Raw genomic sequence first — 18,233 nt, forward strand, 5'->3', positions numbered from 1 at the left:
GTTGTCTCGCTCAGCATTGTCATCCCGGTTTGGCGCAGCCAGGACCGGGATCCAGTAGTCCTTGGAGCCGGTAAATGGACATTCGCGAGGCCAGAGGATTACTGGATCCCCGCCTTCGCGGGGATGACAAGGAGGGGGGATGGGCCATGGGGCTAAAAGGCGGGTGGGGCTGTCTCGCTGAGCATTGTCATCCCGGTTTGGCGCAGCCAGGACCGGGATCCAGTACCCCTTGGAGCCGGTAAGTGTAAACACAAGAGGTCAGAGGCTTACCGGATCCCCGCCTTCGCGGGGATGACAAGGGTAAGCGAGCCGGTCCAGGAAGAAAGCGGGTTCACTCTCCCCGCGGATACCTCTGGCTTTCTTCCACGATGTTCAGGTCCATGTGGTTGCGCATGTAGCGTTCGGAGGCTTTTTGCAGGGGCTGGTAGTCCCAGGGGAAATAGGCGCCGTTGCGCAGAGCTTCGTAGACGATCCAGCGGCGGGCCTGGGACTGGCGCACTTCGGCGTCGAAAGCGGCCATGTCCCATTGTTTCCCTGCGATTTCGGCAAAACGCACGGCGGTCGCGGCATGGGCCGGGTCGGCGGCGAGGTTGGTCAGTTCGTGCGGGTCGTCCGTCACGTTGAAGAGCAGCGGCGGGTCGAGTTCACAATGGATGTATTTCCAGTCGCCCTCCCGGATGCCGACCAGCGGAGCGTAGGAGGCTTCGGCGGCATATTCCATCAGCACCGGTGCGGTACGGGCTTCGCCTTTTGCCAGCGGAACCAGGCTAGTGCCGTCCGTCCAGGGCATGATCTCGCTCATGTCGATGCCGGCGAGGTCGCAGACGGTCGGCAGAACGTCGAGCGTGCTGACCGGATCGGAAATGTGCTTCGGCGCGAGATCCGCGTCGGCAACCATCAGGGGCACGCGGGCCGAGCCTTCGAAGAAGTTCATCTTGAACCACAGGCCACGCTCGCCCAGCATGTCGCCATGGTCGGAGACGAACAGGACGGTGGTGTCCTCGGTCAGGTCCATCGCGTCGAGCGCGTGCAGGATTTCGCCGATCTTGTCGTCCAGATAGGTGATGTTGGCGAAATAGGCCTGTCGCGAGCGGCGGATGTCTTCTTCGGTGATGTTGAAGTTGCGCCAGTCGTTGGCATCGAAGATGCGCTTTGCATGGGGGTCGTGGTCGTCGTAGTCCATCGCCGGAACCTGCGGCAGCAGGTGCTCGCAGTCCTCGTAGAGGTCCCAGTACTTCTGGCGGGCGACATAAGGATCGTGCGGGTGGGTGAAGCTGACCGTCAGGCAGAACGGGCGGTCGTATTTGCCGCGGCCGTAGTCGTGGATCTTGCGCACGGCCTGGAAGGCGACATCGTCGTCATATTCCATCTGGTTGGAAATCTCGGCAATGCCGGCGCCCGTGACTGACCCCATGTTGTGGTACCACCAGTCGATACGCTCGCCCGGCTTGCGGTAGTCCGGCGTCCAGCCGAAATCGGCCGGATAGATGTCGGTGGTCAGCCGCTCCTCAAAGCCGTGCATCTGATCCGGACCGACGAAATGCATCTTGCCGGACAGGCAGGTGGTGTAACCGGCGCGGCGGAGATGATGGGCATAGGTCGGGATATCGGAGGCGAATTCGGCGGCGTTGTCGTAGACGCCCGTACGGCGTGGCAACTGGCCTGACATGAAGCTTGCGCGCGCGGGCGCACAGAGCGGCGAAGCGGTGTAGGTGTTCTCGTAGCGAATCGAACGGGCGGCAAGTTTCTTCAGGTTTGGTGCGTGCAGAAACTCCGCCGGGCCGTCCGGAAACAAGGTTCCGTTCAACTGGTCGACCATCAGGATCAGGATGTTCTTGCGCTTTCCCATGCTGCTTCTCCGCCGCGGGTGAGGACCTTGCCGCAAGTGTTAGCTTTTTTTTAATTGAGCGATCAATCAAAAACGGCATAGTATGAAAAACAGGCGTCTTGGTGGCTGGCAATTCTGTCCGGGTCAAGGACGTTCAGGGCAGATTTCTTTCGCGCGGAAACGTTCACGCGGCGTCATTTCCATAATGAGGACATCAAAAAGAGGGGACATGAAAATGGGAAATCTTAACAAGCACATCCTGCAGTCCGGGGTCTCCCGGCGCAGCATCCTACAAGGTGCGGCAGCGATCGGCGGAGCGGCTGTTGCCGGTCAGTTCGCGATCGGTCCGGCAGCCGCGCAACCCAAGAAGGGCGGCACGTTCAGGGTTGGCATCGCCGCCGGCAACACCAGTGAAAACTATGATCCCGGCACCTGGGACAATGTCTTCGTGCAGGTGTTCGCCACATCCCGTCATGGCTACCTCATCGAGATCACCGCAGATGGTACCCTGGTGGGCGAAGTGGCGGAAAGCTGGGAGCCGTCTCCCGATGCCACGGTCTGGACCTTCAAGATCCGCCCGGGAATCGAGTATCACAGCGGCGGCACGGTCAAGCCGGAAGACGTGGTGGCCTCGATCAACTATCACCGCGGCGAAAACAGCACCTCGGCGGCGAAGCCTTTCGTCGACCCCATCAAGGACATCAGCGTCGACGGCGACAGTGTCGTGTTCACGCTGGAAGCGGGCAATGCCGACTTCCCGTTCGTGGTCAGCGACTATCACTTGCCGATCATGAAATCCTCCGATGGCAAGATCGATCCGACCAGCAGCGACGGTTGCGGTCCCTACAAGGTCACCAACTACCAGCCGGGTGTCATTGCCGAGCTGACCAGGAACGAGAACTACTGGAAGACCGACCGGGCGCATTTCGACGATGTCAAGCTGCTGACCATCGTTGACCCTGCAGCGCGTCAGTCAGCACTCCTGACCGGCAATGTCGATGTCATCGATCAGGTGGACCTGAAGACCGTCGGTCTGTTCAAGCGTTCGCCGAACGTCACGATCCTGTCGACCACGGGCACGCAGCACTACACGTTTGCCATGGACACGCGCACGGCACCCTTTAGCGACAACAATGTACGTATGGCGCTGAAATATGCTGTCGATCGCCAGGAACTGGTCGACAAGATCCTGTTCGGCTACGGGGCGGTTGGGAACGATCATCCGATCAGCCCGTCAAACCGCTTCTTCGCGGACGACCTGGAGCAGACCACCTACGATCCCGACAAGTCGAAATACTACCTGAAACAGGCCGGTCTCGATTCCCTTGACGTCAGCCTTTCAGCGGCTGATGCGGCCTTCGGCGGTGCCGTCGATGCGGCCGTGCTGTATTCAAACAGCGCGAGCAAGGCCGGTATCAACATCAAGCCGACGCGCGAGCCGAATGACGGTTACTGGTCCGATGTGTGGATGAAAAAGCCGTTCTGCGCGGTCTACTGGGGCGGACGTCCGACGGAAGACTGGATGTTCTCCGTGGCCTATGCGTCAGGTGCTCCCTGGAACGATACCTACTGGGAGAACGAGCGTTTCAACCAGTTGCTGAAGACGGCACGTTCCGAGCTTGATGAAACCAAGCGCGCCGATATGTACCGCGAAATGCAGAACCTGGTGCGCACCGACGGTGGTGTGATTATTCCGATGTTCGCCAGCTACGTCATGGCGCACAACGAAAAGGTCCAGCATCCGGAAAAGGTTGCCGCCAACTGGACCCTGGACGGTTTCCGCGCCGTCGAACGCTGGTGGTTCGCTTAACAGAACCAAGACGGCTTCTGCAGCCGTTAAGGCGAAGGTGGTGGAAACCGCCTCGCCGGATCGACCTTCAAAGCGCTCCTGTTTGGGGCCTTTCCAACGGCCGGCCGGGCAAGTCCCGCCGGCCGCTTTTTTTCAATCGGACGTTTCCGAAATCAATTGTTGGCGAAAGGCCTCGACGTTGACGATCAGGCCCGGCAGCAACCATTGAAACAGCCGCACCACATCGCCGACCGGCTGCGCGTTGGTGTCGCGGGCAATTGCCGCTTGCAGGATTTCCGGTGTCAGTCCGCCAGGGTTGGGCAACGTCCGGGCAAGGTCGACCGCGCAGTCGTGAACGCGTTCGCAGGCCTGGTCATAGTCGGTGGTTTCGATCTGAGGACGCAGTGCATTCCACGCGAGGCGAAAGTAGCTCGGCCAGCGGGCAATGGCACGATAGTCGGTGTTCACGAACGGCAGGCCGAGCGTGCGCATGATGTCGTCGTAGACATCACGCGTCTGGCTGTCGACGTGGTGCATTTCCATGAGCACCGGTGCTCCAAGTCGCCGCGGCCCGTGTTCGCTGTCGTAGGGTGAAATGGTGCTGCTTTCGCGAAGGTCATGGTTCTCGATCAGAAGCCGGGCAGCTGTTGCTATCAGGAGATAGGGCATGTTGCCGTGGGAGAAGACCTCGATCTCGTCTCTTATCCGCTCGAGTTCCTGATCCGCATACCCGCGTTTGCGCAAATCCCTTGTAATTTCCGGAACCGAAAAGGCGGCAACTTCCTGCTCTGCACATGATCTCAGCTCCGCGCAGGCTGCAACGAATTCCCTGCTTCCGGCAAGGTCTCGCAGTCCACCCCACAAGGCGGCGTAGAAGTTCGGATATTGTGCAAAGGCCATCGTCACCACGCCCATCCATGGCACTTGCAGCACGGCCTTGGTGTCTTCGTAGACAGCGCGCAGCGCTTCGTCGGCACGGATCTCCGGAACCGTGGTCACCTGTGGCAAGGGGGAGGGCTTGCGGCGTTGTAGGGTCTTGCTAGCCTGTTCGGCAACCATCGCCGCCAGTGCCTGAAGTCCCGTTTCATAAATGCCGGCAACCACGGAACGTGCCTCCTCTTCTGAAGCGCCTTCAGCATCGAACCTTCCCGACCATTCCACTTCGCAGCCGTTGCCGGTCGCAAGGACCCGGAAAGTCGAAGTGTAGTCGCGCACGGGAAGGGGGCCAGAGAGGATGCGGTAGCTGTAGGTTCCGGGAACCGTTCCGTCGTCGGTCCGAGCTTCCTGGAGTATCGCGCCGTCCGGCAAGGTCAGGTGGCGCACCGTGCCGGAAGGTGTTTCGCTCGTCTTGCAGTCCGAAACGGCCGGATGCCATGCACCGATCTGGTCAAAACCACCTGCAAGCTGTCGCACGAGGTCCGGATGGACCGGCAGGGCTTTTTTTCGGTGAACGTCGATCATCGTCTTCCTCCCGTTCAAGTTTGGGCAATCGTGAAGTGGCGGCTGTTCATTGGTCGGGTTTGGTCGCGTCATCGGGCTGACGCGACCGGGCCGTTTGTTCAAGCGCCCATCTGCTGTGCGTTGTATTGGGTAACCTGCGGGAAATCATGCTCCGGGTCTGCCACGTGCCGCACATATTGGATCAGGGTGTAGATCCCGATGATCCCGATGGTTTCCAGAAGGGCCTTGTCGGAAAAACCGGCCTGCCGGACTGCATCAAGCGTCGGGGCGGTCACCTGACCGCGGTTGCGGACGACTTCATTTACGTAGTCGAGCAGGGCCTGCGTCCGCGCATCCTCTGCGCGGCCTTCCATTGCGGACAGCATCTCGGTTTCGCTGCCGCCGTGCATCTGGCCCACTTTCATGTGAACGTTGACACAATAATCGCAGCGATTGAGTGCGGAAACGAGCATGGCTACCTGTTCGACCTCCTTGCCCGTCAGTTCTATGCCGTCGTTGACGCCGGCATTGAGCGCAAGGAAGCCCTTCAGCACATTGGGGGCATTGCCCGTGACCTTGAAGAGGTTGATGACGCCGCCGAATTGCCGCTTGGCCTCATCAAACGCCTCCTTCGTGGCTCCTGTTGCCTGGTTGGGTTCGATTTGAAGCATGTTTGGCATTTGTCGTTTCCTTTCGTGTGTCAACTGACCGACCAGTCAAGTGATGTTTAAACGTGCTCGGACGTCCGGTGTTTGCCGCAACTGGCGGCGGTTAGGGTTTAAGGCTGTTCAGATGAGAGAGGGCGCCGGGGGCAAGAAGGGTGATGTGCGATGGGTCGTTCTGCGCCTTGGCCAGCAGAAGCCCACCCTGAATGAGGCCGATGACGACATCTGCTCCCTTGTCGCAATCGATCCTGGCGAGTGAACCGGTCTCGATGAGCTGGTGCAGGATATCGCGCACGGGGGCTTTCCAGGTCGTCAGTGCATGTTTGATGGCCTCGCGTACAGGGATATCCACGGCCCCGAGTTCCAGGCTCATGTTTCCGACAAGACACCCCTGGGCAAACCCGTGCCGGACTTTCCAGTCCCGGTTTGCCCTGGCCGGAACGTCGAAGAGCTGGCGGAGCTTGTCTTCCGGTGCTGCGTCACTGTCGGCAATGTCGCGGAAAGCTTGTCCGAAAGACGTGGCATATCGTTCGATCGCCGCAGCCAGAAGATCCGACTTCGAAGGGAAGTAGTGGTACAACGTTCCCTTGTTCACCCCGGCGCTCTTGCAGAGTTCCGTGGTGCCGACGGCGCCGAAGTTGCGTCCCAGAAAGAGCTCGGTGGCGGTGTCGATGAGAATGTCGCGTGTCGTGGTCATGCGGGATTGATATTTCCAACTGACCGATCAGTCAATTGATTGACGCTCACTCCAAGTTCACGACGTTGCGAGGTGGGTCTTGTCGTCTTCAGGTCTGGATGCCTCGAAAACGGCCGAACCGGAAGAAGATTGACCCCTGTCAGCAATGCAGCTCCGTGTCGCCAGATTTGATTTAGTTAAAAAAGACGCTTGACCTGGAGTGCACTCCAACCGGTACCTGAGAGAAATCGTTCCGTTCGGAGACTGACATGCGGATTGGCGACCTGGCCGAGAAATCGGGACTTTCCACCGACACCCTGCGCTACTACGAAAAGATCGGCCTTCTGCCGCGTCCCTTGCGGGACGGTGGTGGGCGGCGGGTCTACGATGCAACGATCCTCAGGTGGATCGACTTCCTGGACCGGCTGAAATCGACCGGTATGGGCATCAAGGACCGGCTGCGTTATGCGGACCTGCGTACAAAGGGCGAAGCTTCGTTGACGGAGCGCCGGAAGCTGCTGGAAACGCACAGGGGAAAGGTTGTCGGCGATATTGCCCGGCTCACAGAGATGCTGGACGTCCTGGACGATAAGATTGATCTCTACAGAAGGATGGAAGCGGGTGAGACCGTTGATCCGGCCTTCGAAAGCTGCGCCCGGACCGAACACGGCGCGCCGCCAAGCAAGGAAGCTCCGAAACATGAGCACCGCCCTGGAGCGCGGCCGCGCGCTGACGCAGAAACTTAACCCCGACCTGGAAGCCATTCTCAGCGATCGTTACGACGATCTTCTGCCCGGATTTTCCAAAAGCCTGATCGAATGGGCTTACGGACGGCACTATGCCCGGGAGGGCCTCGACCTTAAAACACGCCAGTTGTGCACCATCGCGGCCCTGACCGTACTTGGCGGGCAGACGGCTCCGCAACTCAAGATCAACATTGAACACACGCTTGCCGCCGGTGCGGACCGAAAGGAAGTCGTCGAGGCGATCTGGCAGATGGCCGTCTATGGCGGCCTGCCGGCAGCGATCAACGGCCTCAACGCGGCCCGGGAGGTGTTTGAGGCGCAGGATGCAGCGTAATGGGATGTAAGCACACAGCGTTGTCGCCAAGATAAAACCCGCCGTGGTCATCCCGGATCTTCGCTGCGCTGCGTCCGGGGTGACTAAAGACAGTCAGGTGCAAGGCGATTGGATACCGATGGCGCCGATATCCAATTTCTGCAGAAGCCCCAACTCAGGCTGCGGCGACATCCTGCAGGAACCGGTCGATCCGTGTGGTGACTTCGGCAAGTTGCCGGGTGGCTGCACCGGTAATCTCTTCCACTTCACGGGCCGACAGACTGGTTTCGCTGGAACCTCGGGAGAGATCGCCGATATTTTCCGATACGCTTGCGGTCTGGCCTGCAGCCTGGGAGACGCCGGTGGAGATTTCCGCGGTGGCCCCGGCCTGCTGTTCGACGGAGCTTGCCATGGCGGCTGCGGTCTCGTTGACGGACTCCATCATTTCCATGATCGCGCTGATCGCGTCCACGGCGCCGTTGGTGGCCTGCTGGATTTCGGACACCTGGCTGGAAATTTCCTCTGTTGCCTTGGCCGTCTGACCGGCGAGTGACTTGACTTCCGAGGCAACCACGGCAAACCCCCGCCCGGCTTCGCCGGCGCGTGCGGCTTCGATGGTCGCATTGAGCGCGAGCAAGTTGGTCTGCTCGGCAATTTCCTGGATGAGCTGGACTACGGCACCGATGCGTTCGGCAGCCGCCGACAGGCCCTTGATCTGGTCGTTGGAAGTGCGGGTTGCCCCTGCAACTTCCTCAACGCGCACGAGGGTGTCGTTGACCTGCCGGCCGACCTCCTGAACGGAAGCGCTGAGTTCCTCCGTGGCGGCTGCGATGGTCTGGACATTCTGGCTGGCCTGGCTGGAGGCGGTGCTGACATCTTCGGACTTGCCAGTCGTCGTGCGGGCAATCTCGGAAAGCTGCTCGGCCGTATTGTCGAGCTGATGCATGTTGCCGGTCACCGTGGCGAGTGCCTGCTCGATATCCTGACGGAACGAGGCGACAAGCGCATCGACGGTGGCCTGGCGCTGGCGGACACCTTCCTGGCTTGCAAGGGTTTCTTCTTCCAGCCGCATCCGTTCGATTTCCCGGTCACGGAAGGTTGCGACGGCCTGAGCCATGTGACCGATTTCATCCTTGCGGTTTGCAGCCGGAAGATCGAGAGCCGTATCGCCGTCCCTCAGTTTGAGCATCGCGCCGGTCAGGCCCCGGATCGGGCGGATGATGGCAGTGGAGAGCAATACGACGAAAGCGATGCCCAGAAGCAGTGCCAGGGCAAGCGTAATGGTGATCTGCGTTTGAGCACCGACGGCGCTTGCCAGTGCGGTTGCACCGGAATTGGCGCTGATGATTTCTGCCTGTTCCGTCAGGGAGGAGGCGGCGGCGGCAAAGGATTGTTCGCTCGCGCGCAGTGCCGCTGTCGAGGTGACGACTTCGGCAAAGGTGGCTTCCAGTTTCGGCAAGGCATCGCCACCGGCGGTAACAAGCGCCTTGAGTGGACCATTGAGAAGATCATTCAGAGCCTTGTCAGACGTGTTCTTGCCGGCTGAGGTTCGCACCGTGTCCAGATTGCCCAGTTCCGTGCGGGCATCGCCCAGATAGAGCTGGAATGTATCGGCGGCGTTTTGCGAGGATGTGTTCAGATAGTCTGAATAGGCGCTGCGGATGCCGAGTACGCTACGCGCCACACTCTGGGTGTAGTTCGACAGAAGCGCGATATCGGCGCTCGCCTTGTCGAAGTCCCGCAGTTCCTTCGTCAGGTCGTCAATCGGTGCTTCGGCGGCCTTGATGATCGTGTCGGCAAGGGTGATCAGTTCAAGGATGGCCGGTTCCAGTTTGTTTTTCCAGGCGCCCTCTTCCGGGGACTTCAGGTGCGCTTTCAGAAGCTTCTCAAAGGACTTGGAGCTTTTGGTGAGGTCCTTGACGCTGTCCTTGATCGTGTCTGTCTTCACCGTGCGGCGAACCGCCTTCGCGTCCTTGTCGAGGGCATCCACCCGGTCCGCCAGTTTCTTTGCCAGGGTCTTGTCTGGTGTTGCCGCAAAGGTTTCGGCTTCCTGCGCCAGCACCACAGTGGTGATGCGCATGTTGCTGAGCCGGGGGCTGACGTTGGACAGGTTGGTCATCTTGCCTTCGTTGGTGATGGCAAGGGCGGATCTGTAAGCGGCAAGGGCCTTGTATTCCTCGAAGGCCTTGTTGGTGGTTGCAACCAGTTCGGAGGTGAGGGTGTCGAGGTTCGCAGCCGCTGTGTCACGGCTTTGCCGTGTGTCGCGCAGCGTCGCAAAGCCGGTCTCCAGATCGCCGACGATGCTCGCGAACTGCGTTGCCGCCTGGGGTTGGCTTTCAGACAAGGCGAGACTTTCCTGCGAAATCAAGCCAATGTCTGCAGCAACCGCTTCCGCCGTCTGGCTGCTGCCATCGCGACTGAATGTCTGGGCGTGGGACAGCAACCGGGGGACGCTCCCCAGAAGTTCGTTGGCGGTCTTCGCCACCGTAACCGAGTTCTTGACCTCAGAGCTTGCGAACAAGCCCCCCGCACCGACCCCGATGGCGCACAACAGCATGGCGCCGAAGCCGATCTGCAGCTGGGTCTTGATTGGCCAGTCGAAAAAGGGGCGCTGCCGTGCCGGTTGTCCGGCCCGCTCATGCCTTGTTGCTGAGGGCTCGGTTGCAGTCTTCCTGAAAGGAAGGTTCACGAACTTCATTCTTGAGCTCCGGACGTTGTCTTGCCGAAAGCATTTTGAATTGAAAGTTTTAAGAAGACCCAAAAGAGACTTGCATTAATTATGGGCGGTCTTTTGTGTGCTTGTTGTGCAGGTAAGACTTTGGAAAGTAGTTTTCTGAAGTTATGCAACTTTTCGAGGTGGTTGCTCTGCAGCAGAGATAAATTGTCTATTGCGTCAATCGCTTGGGGTTGTTTTGTGGCGTTTTCTGAAGACGTGCGTTCAAAGCTGACTGCAGGCGATCGGTAACGGACTGGTCGATATGTGAGTTGCAGGCCAAAGCAAGTTCGACGGTCTGCAGGGTCAGCAGTTTCTCGATCTCCACCCCTTCCAGTTCTGCGACATAGGGAGCCGAAATCAGGCCACCCAGCCAGAGCTTGGTGTGACCTGACCGCAGCATGTTCGCATTGAGCCCATCTTCGTCCACCAGCACAAGATGGGGATGGCCGGCGTCCTGAAGTTCATTGGTGCTGGTCCAGCCGCCGACGGCTCCTGTCGAATAGCCGAAACTGTCTTCGACTGTCGAAAGTTCTATGGAACTGCCCTTCAAAGCAAAAAGGCCGTATCCGTCGATTTCCAAAGGTCCGACCCAGGTGAAATTCGGTTCGCGTTCCTGAGTGCGCCACAGGGCCATGAAACAATGGTTGGCGTTGCTCTCCACCGCATTCAACCCGCGTTTGAACGGCCGCATGTGCATCTCGACCGTTATGCCGGCGTCATCGGCGAGATCTTGTACAAGTTGGGTGACAGTTCCCGAGATTTTCCCGTCTTCACCAGGGAAATAGAGCGGTTTGTAGTCCTCGGTATAGATGACGATTTCAGGTTCGCTGGTCTCCACTGCAGAACTGGTGCTTGCTCCGGCAAGCGATAGTAGTGCCAAAAATAACAGTGATAACCTGATGTGCATGAAGGCTCCGGTTCATGCGTCCTGTCTCGAAGTTTCTTGCCGAAAGCTGCGCTTCGGATGCCACAGTATACATATTCGCGACTTCAAGAAGTCAATTCACTTGAGCGCGTCCGGCCTAGTCTTTCCTGTCCTGGCGGTTGCTGTGGCCGAGGTCCTTCTCCGGCCAAAGCAGGTCACGAAGCCGTTGTTTCAGCACCTTGGCCTCCGGAAAGCCTCCATCTGTCTTGCGGTCCCAGACAAGTTGACCGTCGCAGACGATTGTGAAAATGCCTCCGGTCCCCGGAACAAGGGTGACAGCACCGGCTTCTTCCGAGAAGGTGGACAGGATTTCCTGCGCCATCCATGCGGAGCGCAACAGCCAATTGCATTGGCGGCAGTAGGTGATGATGATATGGGGCGATGGGACGTTCGTCATGGCGTCCGGCCAGCTCCTTTGTTTCGCTCGATTGTTCCTGCTTGTGCCACAGCTTTCCTCTGACGCGCCAGACACCATTTTGCCGGACATCCAGGAGGCCTATGAACGGCATCAGGACCTGCAACTTGTTTGTGGCGCTCCCCTGTCAGCCCGGCCCCAGCCTGGGCTGACAAACCGTGTGTTCAGGCTGGAGGCTGAGAAGGGCACGTTCTTCCTGCGGCTTCCCCGTCTGGAAGCGGCAGGCAACATCGACAGGAAGGCAGAGGCAAGAAACCTGATGCTCGCCGCTGCGACTGGAATTGCCGTGCCACCGGTATTTTGTGATGCGGAGGCCGGCATTCTGGTGACCCGCGCCGTCGAGGTCACCGGCAGCCCTGCCGATCTTTCGGAGCAGCCGTCGTACAGCCTGGCCCGTGCACTCGGCGAGGCATTGGGGCAATTGCATGGGTCCGGTGTGACTTTCGAAGGGCTGCTCGATCCGGACAGCGTGCTTCAGGCGCAGTGGCAAGGTCTTCGGGACGCAGTTCGGTGCCGGGAGGAAATGACCGGGCTGGAAATAGTGTTGCAGCCGATCGGTGCCGGCACCGCTGGTGGTACTGACCGGGTGCTTGTTCCGAGCCATGGCGATCCATCCCCCGGGAACTGCCTCATGTCATCCGACCAGCTCTGGCTGATTGACTGGGAATTTTCAGGCATGTCGGATCCCGCCTGGGATCTTGCCTACGCCGTTCTGGAGCACGAGATGAGTGCGGATGAGGAACAGGTATTCCTGAAAGCCTATGCAGCAACGGGCGCTGCGGTGCCCGAGGCCGATCGTCTTGGTGTCATGAAAGCCAAATGCGACGCCGTGTCGGCCCTCTGGGCACTGGAGCAGCTGGCGGCGGGGCGAGACGAGGACGTGTTTCTTCCCTTTGCACGGCAGCGGCGGGGCCGGGCGCTCCGGCAACTGGCCCGTCTTTCCTGAGCGCCCGGAAACAGCACCGAAGGCTTGAAGGCCGGGATCAGTTGAGCGGATCCGGCCACTTTGGATCAGCCAGGCACTGGCTGTATCTGTTCGACATCCGGTTGCGCAGAGACTGGTTTTCGGGCTCCGCCAGAAGCTGGTCCCAGATGCCATCCGATTTCAGATATTCAAGCGTACAGCCGCAAGCGGCTTCGCAGATTTCTGTCGTGGCGGTCGTACCCTGGCAGGAAACCGTGCAATTGCGCACGAAGGCATTGGCGGAGCGGTCCATCTCCGGGCCGATCTGCGTTGCCGTCCACACAAGGCCGAACAGCAAGGGCTGATGCAGCAGATAGACTGGCAGGGAATGGCGGCCGAAGAACCGCGTCAGCCGGCCGGGACGGCTGGCGAATGTCAATCTGGACAGCGTCTGCCACAGATTGATCTTTCGGAAAATCTTCGAGATGGCGACGCCCGCCAACGTCACTCCGGCCCAGGGCGCCAGCGGCACATAATCCACACTGGCAAAGTCCGGTGTGCCGAGCCCTGTCCACAGCCAGAGCTGGCCGTCGAGGGCGGGCGAAGCTGCCCAGAAAGGCAAAGTGAAAACGAACGCCGCAGCAAGCCCGGCAAAGACGAACGGAAGGCGCGTGAAGGGAAGGGCGATCACGCTGGACAAGGCAATGGAATGGAGAATGCCGAAGCGGACAAAGGTATCGCCGAAAGTGAAATAGGTGACCAGCGACACGGCGGCAGCGGCTGCGACGATCACGGCAAGGCGCCGCCAGAAGGCATGCCAACGGATGCCCAGGTGGTGGGCGAAATCCAGACTGACGCCGGCCAGAAGGAGGAAGCTGCCCGCGATCGAGGCGGCGAACATGCGCCAACCTGTGCCCTGGGCAACGGGCCAGTCGACATAGGCAAACCAGGAAAGGTCCCAGGAGAAATGGTAGATCGCCATGGCGACAACAGCGAGGCCGCGGGCAAGATCAAGCACGGCCAGACGCGTTGAACGCATTAAGGAACTCTCTGAACGATGACCGGTACCGGTTTCGAGCGGTAGTGCCGGTATGGATTAGCTGCTGAACGCCACGACCAGTGTCGTGATCAGGGCCGACGCAGCGAGCATTGCGCCGACATATGGCCATGGAGACGGACGATGGACGGTAAACACGTCTTGGTTCGCCGGGTCTTGCAGCATGCCCTCAACTCCCTTGTCCCACCACGAAGTGGGGCAAGAGTGGGCCAAATGTCCGGCACCGAAAAGATAGTAAATCAATTGCTAACCGGTTTTCCCAAGGAAAACGACCTGATGTGGAAGACCCGGCAAAAATGACCTAGCCAGCTTGACCCGCCGAACGTCTTGAAGCCCGGGCGAAAACAGCGCTGTATCGGCTGTCAGAGGTCAAGCGCGTCGAGACCGGCTTCCAGGTGATCGGCCAGGAGCGGCATGCCGAGAAGATAGGTTGCTGTCGAACCGACGGCGCGCTCGCGTGCCTCGTCGACCGCTTGCTGGAAGTCTTCAGCCTCGAAGTCACCGCGGCCGATCCAGGAGATGGCCACCAGTTCGGCAGCTTCATCCACGTTGAGATCCTCGATCAGCTCCCGCAGTTCCTCGTCAGAGAGGTCGTCGTTTTCCTCCTCCGCAAGGCCATCGTGACCGTGACTTTGCTCCAGGGCATCGGCGTCGAATTCGACGTCGCCTTCATGGCCGTCCTCGAACGTATCCTGAAGAGACGATGCAACTGCCCGCGCCTTCTGGGCGAGCAGGCGGATCGTGTCTGCTGAAAGTGTGAGGTCGATGTCCATTGCTGCCTCCGACAAACCCTTCGTTTCTTTATCGATCCACTTTTCGCCGTTGGCAATGGTCATGATGTGAAATCCCTCACTGGCGCCGGTTGCATCGGCGTAATACTACCACTTGAGGGCAAATGCCCCGTAGCGGATTTTGTTCCACATGGCTTGCCGGAAGTTTCCGAACGCTCTCGCAAAGGCCTGGACTGCGGTTATCCCCGGTATTCAAGGTCGCGCCATGTGACTCTGGTTAATTTCCGATCGATGCCAGCCTTGAACCGCGTGCGGTCTTGCAGATGACATGTGATCTTGCTTTACTTGGCGAACGAACAAATTCCTGTCCTTGACCGTGATCAACAGCGGACGCAACGAGTGGGTCACCTAAGGGCGGTGAGGCTGCGGGCGCGTGCACGTATGCACTGCGGGGCTGTCTTGGATGAAGGTTCAAAGGGAACCGTCGTTGGGCAGGAAACGTTATCCGGGGGCGGACCGGGCACTGAGGCCCGGCACTCATGTGCCAAGCATGAGGCCGGGTCTCGGCTTTTGAAAGGTCGGGCTCCAGGCGCTGATCTTGACTTCCTGAAACGGACGGAGCCGCCGCGGCGGCTCGTTGTATGTCAAGCTGTCAGAACATGGCGCTTGCCGGCCGACCGGCGTTTGTCGGTGCCTGGCCGGTTGCTGAGTGCGCGACGGGCTCGGTCTTCGGGACACCGTTCGTGTTGGCCGGGTTTGCCATCGCCGCTGCTGCGACCAAAGCGGTTGCCAGCAGCATGCCCAGAAAGATTGCCTGCAACAGCGGCCGGGCTTCATGCAGGTCGCTTTTGGAGGGGACGGACTTTCTGGTTTTCTGGTTATCTACGCGTGCCATGGTGAAGATCAGTCAGGTTCGAGCGGTTGTACTTCGGTTTCTGTCAGTCTGCCTGCGCTTGAACGCCGGTCAGGTCCTGAAACAGTCGGCGGGCCAGCAGACGGGTAACGGCAGCCATGGTCAGGAAAGCAACCATCGGCAGCACCAGTGACGGCTCCAGTGCGGACATCAACATCAACAGGCCTGCTGCCACTATGAACAGCAAAACCGGTGGGAAGCTTACGTTCTGCGACTTCATGGTCGCCGGTACGGTCGTTGCGTGGGCCATTGGCTCCTCCATCCGCTGGGATGAGTTCAATCTCGTTTGAAATTGCGCCGGCACGCGGACGCGATTTAGACATGCGCCGTGTGTTTTCGTGACTATTTTGCGGCAAATTCGATCTATTTGCTGCCGCCTTGGCAAAGCGGCACAATAGGTAGTGTCCGTGCTCCGAATGGCGCTGCATTCAGGGGTGCGACGGTTCTGTTTTCCATTCCGGCAGTTTTGATGTGCGAAGGTGGAAAGGCTGTGGTTCCAGCGTCTGAAACCGGCCAACTAAGCTTTCGTAAAATTGACAATACAACTTCTCATAAAAACGTATTGCGTTGTTTAATTACTGTAAAAACTGACATAACCCAGATATTTTACGATGCGATTTTAGTGTTTGTTTGCATTTCGGAAGCATGCTTGCTCGCCGGGACATCCGATACAAACAGACCAGGCATGGAATGACGATAAACGCTGCGCAGAGCGCCACGGTGGGCAAGCCGACAGACCCAGTAACGTCGACAGAACCATCGGTCCAGAAGGCCGGTGAGCCGCCGGCCTTGTCGCTGGCGGGTATCCAGTTTTTCATTGCCGATATCAGCAAGAAAACCATTCTCTGGCACGAGGTCGGTTCCCAGAGTTTCAATAGCGAAGTGCGGGATCTGCAGGAGGCGCCCTCCAACGAGGCACTGCGCCACCTGTCGCCAGAGGATCGGAAGACCATTCTCCGGCTGGTCCAGGGTGCTATTCGGGAAGGCCAGGCCGGGCCGTTCGACGTCGGCGGCGGGCCGGACCACCGTATCCCGGGCATTCCGATCGTTGCCTATCGTTACGAGTTGCCGGACGGCAAGATCCTTGCGATCTGCTTCCCCTCCATCGGTGAGAATGACAATAATCCGGGCCGGGTTGTACTGGGACTGGCGCCGATCCTCCAGCATTTCGTCGCGTCCTCCACCCGTGTTGTGCTGCTGGTCGACAATTTCGGCTACGTGCGCTTTGCCAGCGATGGTTTTCTCAAGAGCTTCCAGATCGAGGATGCTCGCCTGATCCTGGGGCGCAACATTGCCCATATCCAGAACCGGGTCGGGCGAACGATCGTCTCCCTGACGCTCGCGGCATTGACGCGCCGGGCCAGTGCGACCGGGCGTGGCAAGTTTCTGCTGGCGTCCAACGACAGCGTCGAACTGAAATATGACGCCATGTATTTTCGTGTCGGCGGAACGGTGGGCGGGGTGCTGTTTTCAGCCGGCCATGCTGGCGGTGATGTCGACTTTGCCAGGGTCTTCGAAGCGTGCAGCGCGCCGATCCTGGTGGTCAACATCAAGTCAAAGATCATCATCGCGGCGAACAACGCAGCGATGAAGACCTACCATCTGACATCGGACGTCCTCGACAGCCGTCCGATCACTGAGATGCTGCTTCACCCGAGCAATTATGCGTCCCTGTTGACCTCTGCCAAAGACGCCTCGGAAGTTCCCCTGTCGGTGCCGGTGACGGTGCTCAATGGCCAGACCAAGAAAAAGCGCTTCAAGTGCACGATCATCGATGAGGACAAGGACGATCCGAAGCTGATCCTTGAAACGAGAAGCTGACCCTCGACAGGCACTGAGAGCGACTGAAACAGTACTTTTATGCCGCTGATGCTGCGTCACTGCCGTGGTGTTCCACGGCCCAAAGGTAGACCCGTCCAAGGATTTCGGTCAGGCTCCGGCCTTTCGGTGTGAGGGCATATCGGACGCGGCGGTGGGCGTCGTCCAGTTCGGTACGAGCGACCAGTCCAATCTCTTCCAGGTGGCGCAGTTCCTGGGTCAGCACCTTGCGGCTGATCGGTTTCAGTGTCCGCTGTAGTTCCAGAAAATGATGATCCTTAGCGGTCAGGCAATGCAGAACCCTTGGGGTGTGTTTGCCGCCGATGCTTTTCAGCGTGTCGGCAACGGGACAGTCCTGCGTGCCAGGCAGGCGCCAGAGGGATGCGATCGGTTCGCTCATGTCCGTCTCCACCGGTTCGCCGGGGCCTATGGCGCGTCCGGGTTACCAAAAGGTGCCTAATTGAACGTAGTTCCGCGTCCGCCTAGGTGAAGAGCCAACCTATCACCAGGAAGAGAACGGCGGCAAACATGTCCGAGATCCAGATCCACACTATCCCGATCCTGCCATTCGGCATGGTCAACGCGTTTCTGCTGACCTTTGCCGGTGGTGCCGTGCTTGTGGACACCGGGCTTCCAGGCAGCGAGACCAAGATTGAGAAGGTGCTGGCGAAGGTCGGGCTTTGCCTTGCCGATCTGAAGCTGATCGTGGTGACCCACGGCCATATCGACCATGCGGGCAGCGCCAAACGTCTTCAGAAACTGTCGGGCGCGCCAATCGTGCTGCATGAAGGTGATTTACCCTATTGCCGGGGCCAGGCTCCCATCCTGAAGCCTTCGGGGTTCTTCGGTCGGCTGTTCAAGCTTTCAGGCGCGATCGAACGGCCGTTTGCGAAGGTGGAGCCGGACATTCTTCTGTCAGGGGACCAGACACTGGATCTGACAGCCTATGGCGTGCAAGGTGTCATCATGCCGACGCCAGGCCACACGCCCGGATCGCTGTCGGTACTGCTTGACGATGGTGCTGTCCTCGCGGGGGATCTGGCGGCGTCCGGCATTCTTCTGGGGGGAATCGTGCTGAAGGGTCGGCCCAAGCCGCCTCCCTTCGAAGAAGACCCGCTTCAGGTCGCCCGTTCGCTGAAATTTCTGCTGACCAAGGGGGCAAAACGCTTCTATCTCGGCCATGGCGGACCGCTCGATGCCGGGGTGATTGAAAGATACGCCGGCAAACTGGCGCAAGCGGCCTGAAAACTCCCGTTCTTCTCCGGATTTGGTCTTGTTTTCCGCAGCGCACGGATCT

The 18,233-nt window shown here is 59.3% G+C and carries 18 protein-coding genes; 6 read left to right on the forward strand and 12 right to left on the reverse strand.

Going from position 1 to position 18,233, the window contains the following annotated elements:
* Positions 1-331 precede the first annotated feature (331 nt).
* Positions 332-1,849: a choline-sulfatase gene (gene betC, locus B0E33_RS19850; RefSeq protein ID WP_077292176.1), complete on the reverse strand. Its 1,518-nt coding sequence runs from the start codon at positions 1,847-1,849 to the stop codon at positions 332-334.
* A 214-nt stretch (positions 1,850-2,063) separates the two neighbouring features.
* On the opposite strand from betC, the gene B0E33_RS19855 reads away from it, so the two are divergent.
* Entirely contained in the window at positions 2,064-3,638 is a 1,575-nt protein-coding gene (locus B0E33_RS19855; protein ID WP_035909848.1) for an ABC transporter substrate-binding protein, read from the forward strand.
* A gap of 132 nt (positions 3,639-3,770) precedes the next feature.
* Here B0E33_RS19855 and B0E33_RS19860 read toward each other — a convergent pair whose 3' ends face one another.
* From B0E33_RS19860 to B0E33_RS19870, 3 genes are all read right to left on the reverse strand, one after another.
* Entirely contained in the window at positions 3,771-5,078 is a 1,308-nt protein-coding gene (locus B0E33_RS19860; protein WP_167579570.1) for an SRPBCC family protein, read from the reverse strand.
* 98 nt (positions 5,079-5,176) lie between these two features.
* Positions 5,177-5,737, reverse strand: coding sequence for a carboxymuconolactone decarboxylase family protein (locus tag B0E33_RS19865; protein WP_077292178.1), 561 nt, complete (start codon positions 5,735-5,737; stop codon positions 5,177-5,179).
* Positions 5,738-5,828: 91 nt separating this feature from the next.
* Complete coding sequence (locus B0E33_RS19870) at positions 5,829-6,419, reverse strand: TetR/AcrR family transcriptional regulator (protein ID WP_077292179.1); 591 nt, start codon at positions 6,417-6,419, stop codon at positions 5,829-5,831.
* A gap of 248 nt (positions 6,420-6,667) precedes the next feature.
* On the opposite strand from B0E33_RS19870, the gene B0E33_RS19875 reads away from it, so the two are divergent.
* Together B0E33_RS19875 and B0E33_RS19880 are read left to right on the forward strand one after the other, a co-directional pair.
* Complete coding sequence (locus B0E33_RS19875; RefSeq protein ID WP_077292180.1) at positions 6,668-7,144, forward strand: MerR family transcriptional regulator; 477 nt, start codon at positions 6,668-6,670, stop codon at positions 7,142-7,144.
* Positions 7,098-7,478, forward strand: coding sequence for a carboxymuconolactone decarboxylase family protein (locus B0E33_RS19880; protein WP_077292181.1), 381 nt, complete (start codon positions 7,098-7,100; stop codon positions 7,476-7,478). The genes B0E33_RS19875 and B0E33_RS19880 overlap by 47 nt, the downstream gene beginning before the upstream one ends.
* Positions 7,479-7,632: 154 nt before the next feature.
* Here the strand turns inward: B0E33_RS19880 and B0E33_RS19885 are convergent, their stop codons facing one another.
* The 3 genes from B0E33_RS19885 to B0E33_RS19895 form a co-directional block, all read right to left on the reverse strand.
* Positions 7,633-10,155, reverse strand: coding sequence for a methyl-accepting chemotaxis protein (locus B0E33_RS19885; protein WP_077292182.1), 2,523 nt, complete (start codon positions 10,153-10,155; stop codon positions 7,633-7,635).
* Positions 10,156-10,342: 187 nt separating this feature from the next.
* Complete coding sequence (locus B0E33_RS19890) at positions 10,343-11,080, reverse strand: substrate-binding periplasmic protein (RefSeq protein WP_077292183.1); 738 nt, start codon at positions 11,078-11,080, stop codon at positions 10,343-10,345.
* A gap of 115 nt (positions 11,081-11,195) precedes the next feature.
* Entirely contained in the window at positions 11,196-11,495 is a 300-nt protein-coding gene (locus tag B0E33_RS19895; protein WP_077292184.1) for an Rdx family protein, read from the reverse strand.
* Here B0E33_RS19895 and B0E33_RS19900 point away from each other — a divergent pair.
* A complete protein-coding gene (locus B0E33_RS19900; protein WP_167579571.1) occupies positions 11,494-12,459 on the forward strand; it encodes a choline/ethanolamine kinase family protein in 966 nt (321 codons plus the stop codon). The two genes, B0E33_RS19895 and B0E33_RS19900, sit on opposite strands and share 2 nt — an antisense overlap.
* 37 nt (positions 12,460-12,496) lie before the next feature.
* Here the strand turns inward: B0E33_RS19900 and B0E33_RS19905 are convergent, their stop codons facing one another.
* The 4 genes from B0E33_RS19905 to B0E33_RS19920 form a co-directional block, all read right to left on the reverse strand.
* Positions 12,497-13,456, reverse strand: a complete 960-nt coding sequence (locus B0E33_RS19905; protein WP_077292186.1) for an acetyltransferase domain-containing protein — start codon at positions 13,454-13,456, stop codon at positions 12,497-12,499.
* A gap of 380 nt (positions 13,457-13,836) precedes the next feature.
* On the reverse strand, positions 13,837-14,310 hold the full coding sequence (locus tag B0E33_RS19910; protein ID WP_022997978.1) for a DUF3775 domain-containing protein: 474 nt from the start codon (positions 14,308-14,310) through the stop codon (positions 13,837-13,839).
* Positions 14,311-14,857: 547 nt separating this feature from the next.
* Entirely contained in the window at positions 14,858-15,100 is a 243-nt protein-coding gene (locus tag B0E33_RS19915) for a hypothetical protein (protein WP_077292187.1), read from the reverse strand.
* Between the two features lie 43 nt (positions 15,101-15,143).
* Positions 15,144-15,368, reverse strand: coding sequence for a hypothetical protein (locus tag B0E33_RS19920; RefSeq protein WP_077292188.1), 225 nt, complete (start codon positions 15,366-15,368; stop codon positions 15,144-15,146).
* A gap of 440 nt (positions 15,369-15,808) precedes the next feature.
* Between B0E33_RS19920 and B0E33_RS19925 the strand changes: the two genes are divergently transcribed.
* Positions 15,809-16,939, forward strand: coding sequence for a hypothetical protein (locus B0E33_RS19925; RefSeq protein WP_208993780.1), 1,131 nt, complete (start codon positions 15,809-15,811; stop codon positions 16,937-16,939).
* Between the two features lie 37 nt (positions 16,940-16,976).
* Here the strand turns inward: B0E33_RS19925 and B0E33_RS19930 are convergent, their stop codons facing one another.
* Positions 16,977-17,336 (reverse strand): winged helix-turn-helix transcriptional regulator, encoded by a 360-nt coding sequence (locus B0E33_RS19930; protein WP_077292189.1) that lies wholly within the window; start codon positions 17,334-17,336, stop codon positions 16,977-16,979.
* A 128-nt stretch (positions 17,337-17,464) separates the two neighbouring features.
* Here B0E33_RS19930 and B0E33_RS19935 point away from each other — a divergent pair, with 128 nt between their 5' ends.
* Positions 17,465-18,181, forward strand: coding sequence for an MBL fold metallo-hydrolase (locus tag B0E33_RS19935; protein ID WP_077292190.1), 717 nt, complete (start codon positions 17,465-17,467; stop codon positions 18,179-18,181).
* The last annotated feature ends 52 nt before the right edge of the window (positions 18,182-18,233 follow it).

It is taken from the genome of Roseibium algicola (genome assembly GCF_001999245.1).
GTDB classification, from domain to species: Bacteria; Pseudomonadota; Alphaproteobacteria; order Rhizobiales; family Stappiaceae; genus Roseibium; species Roseibium algicola.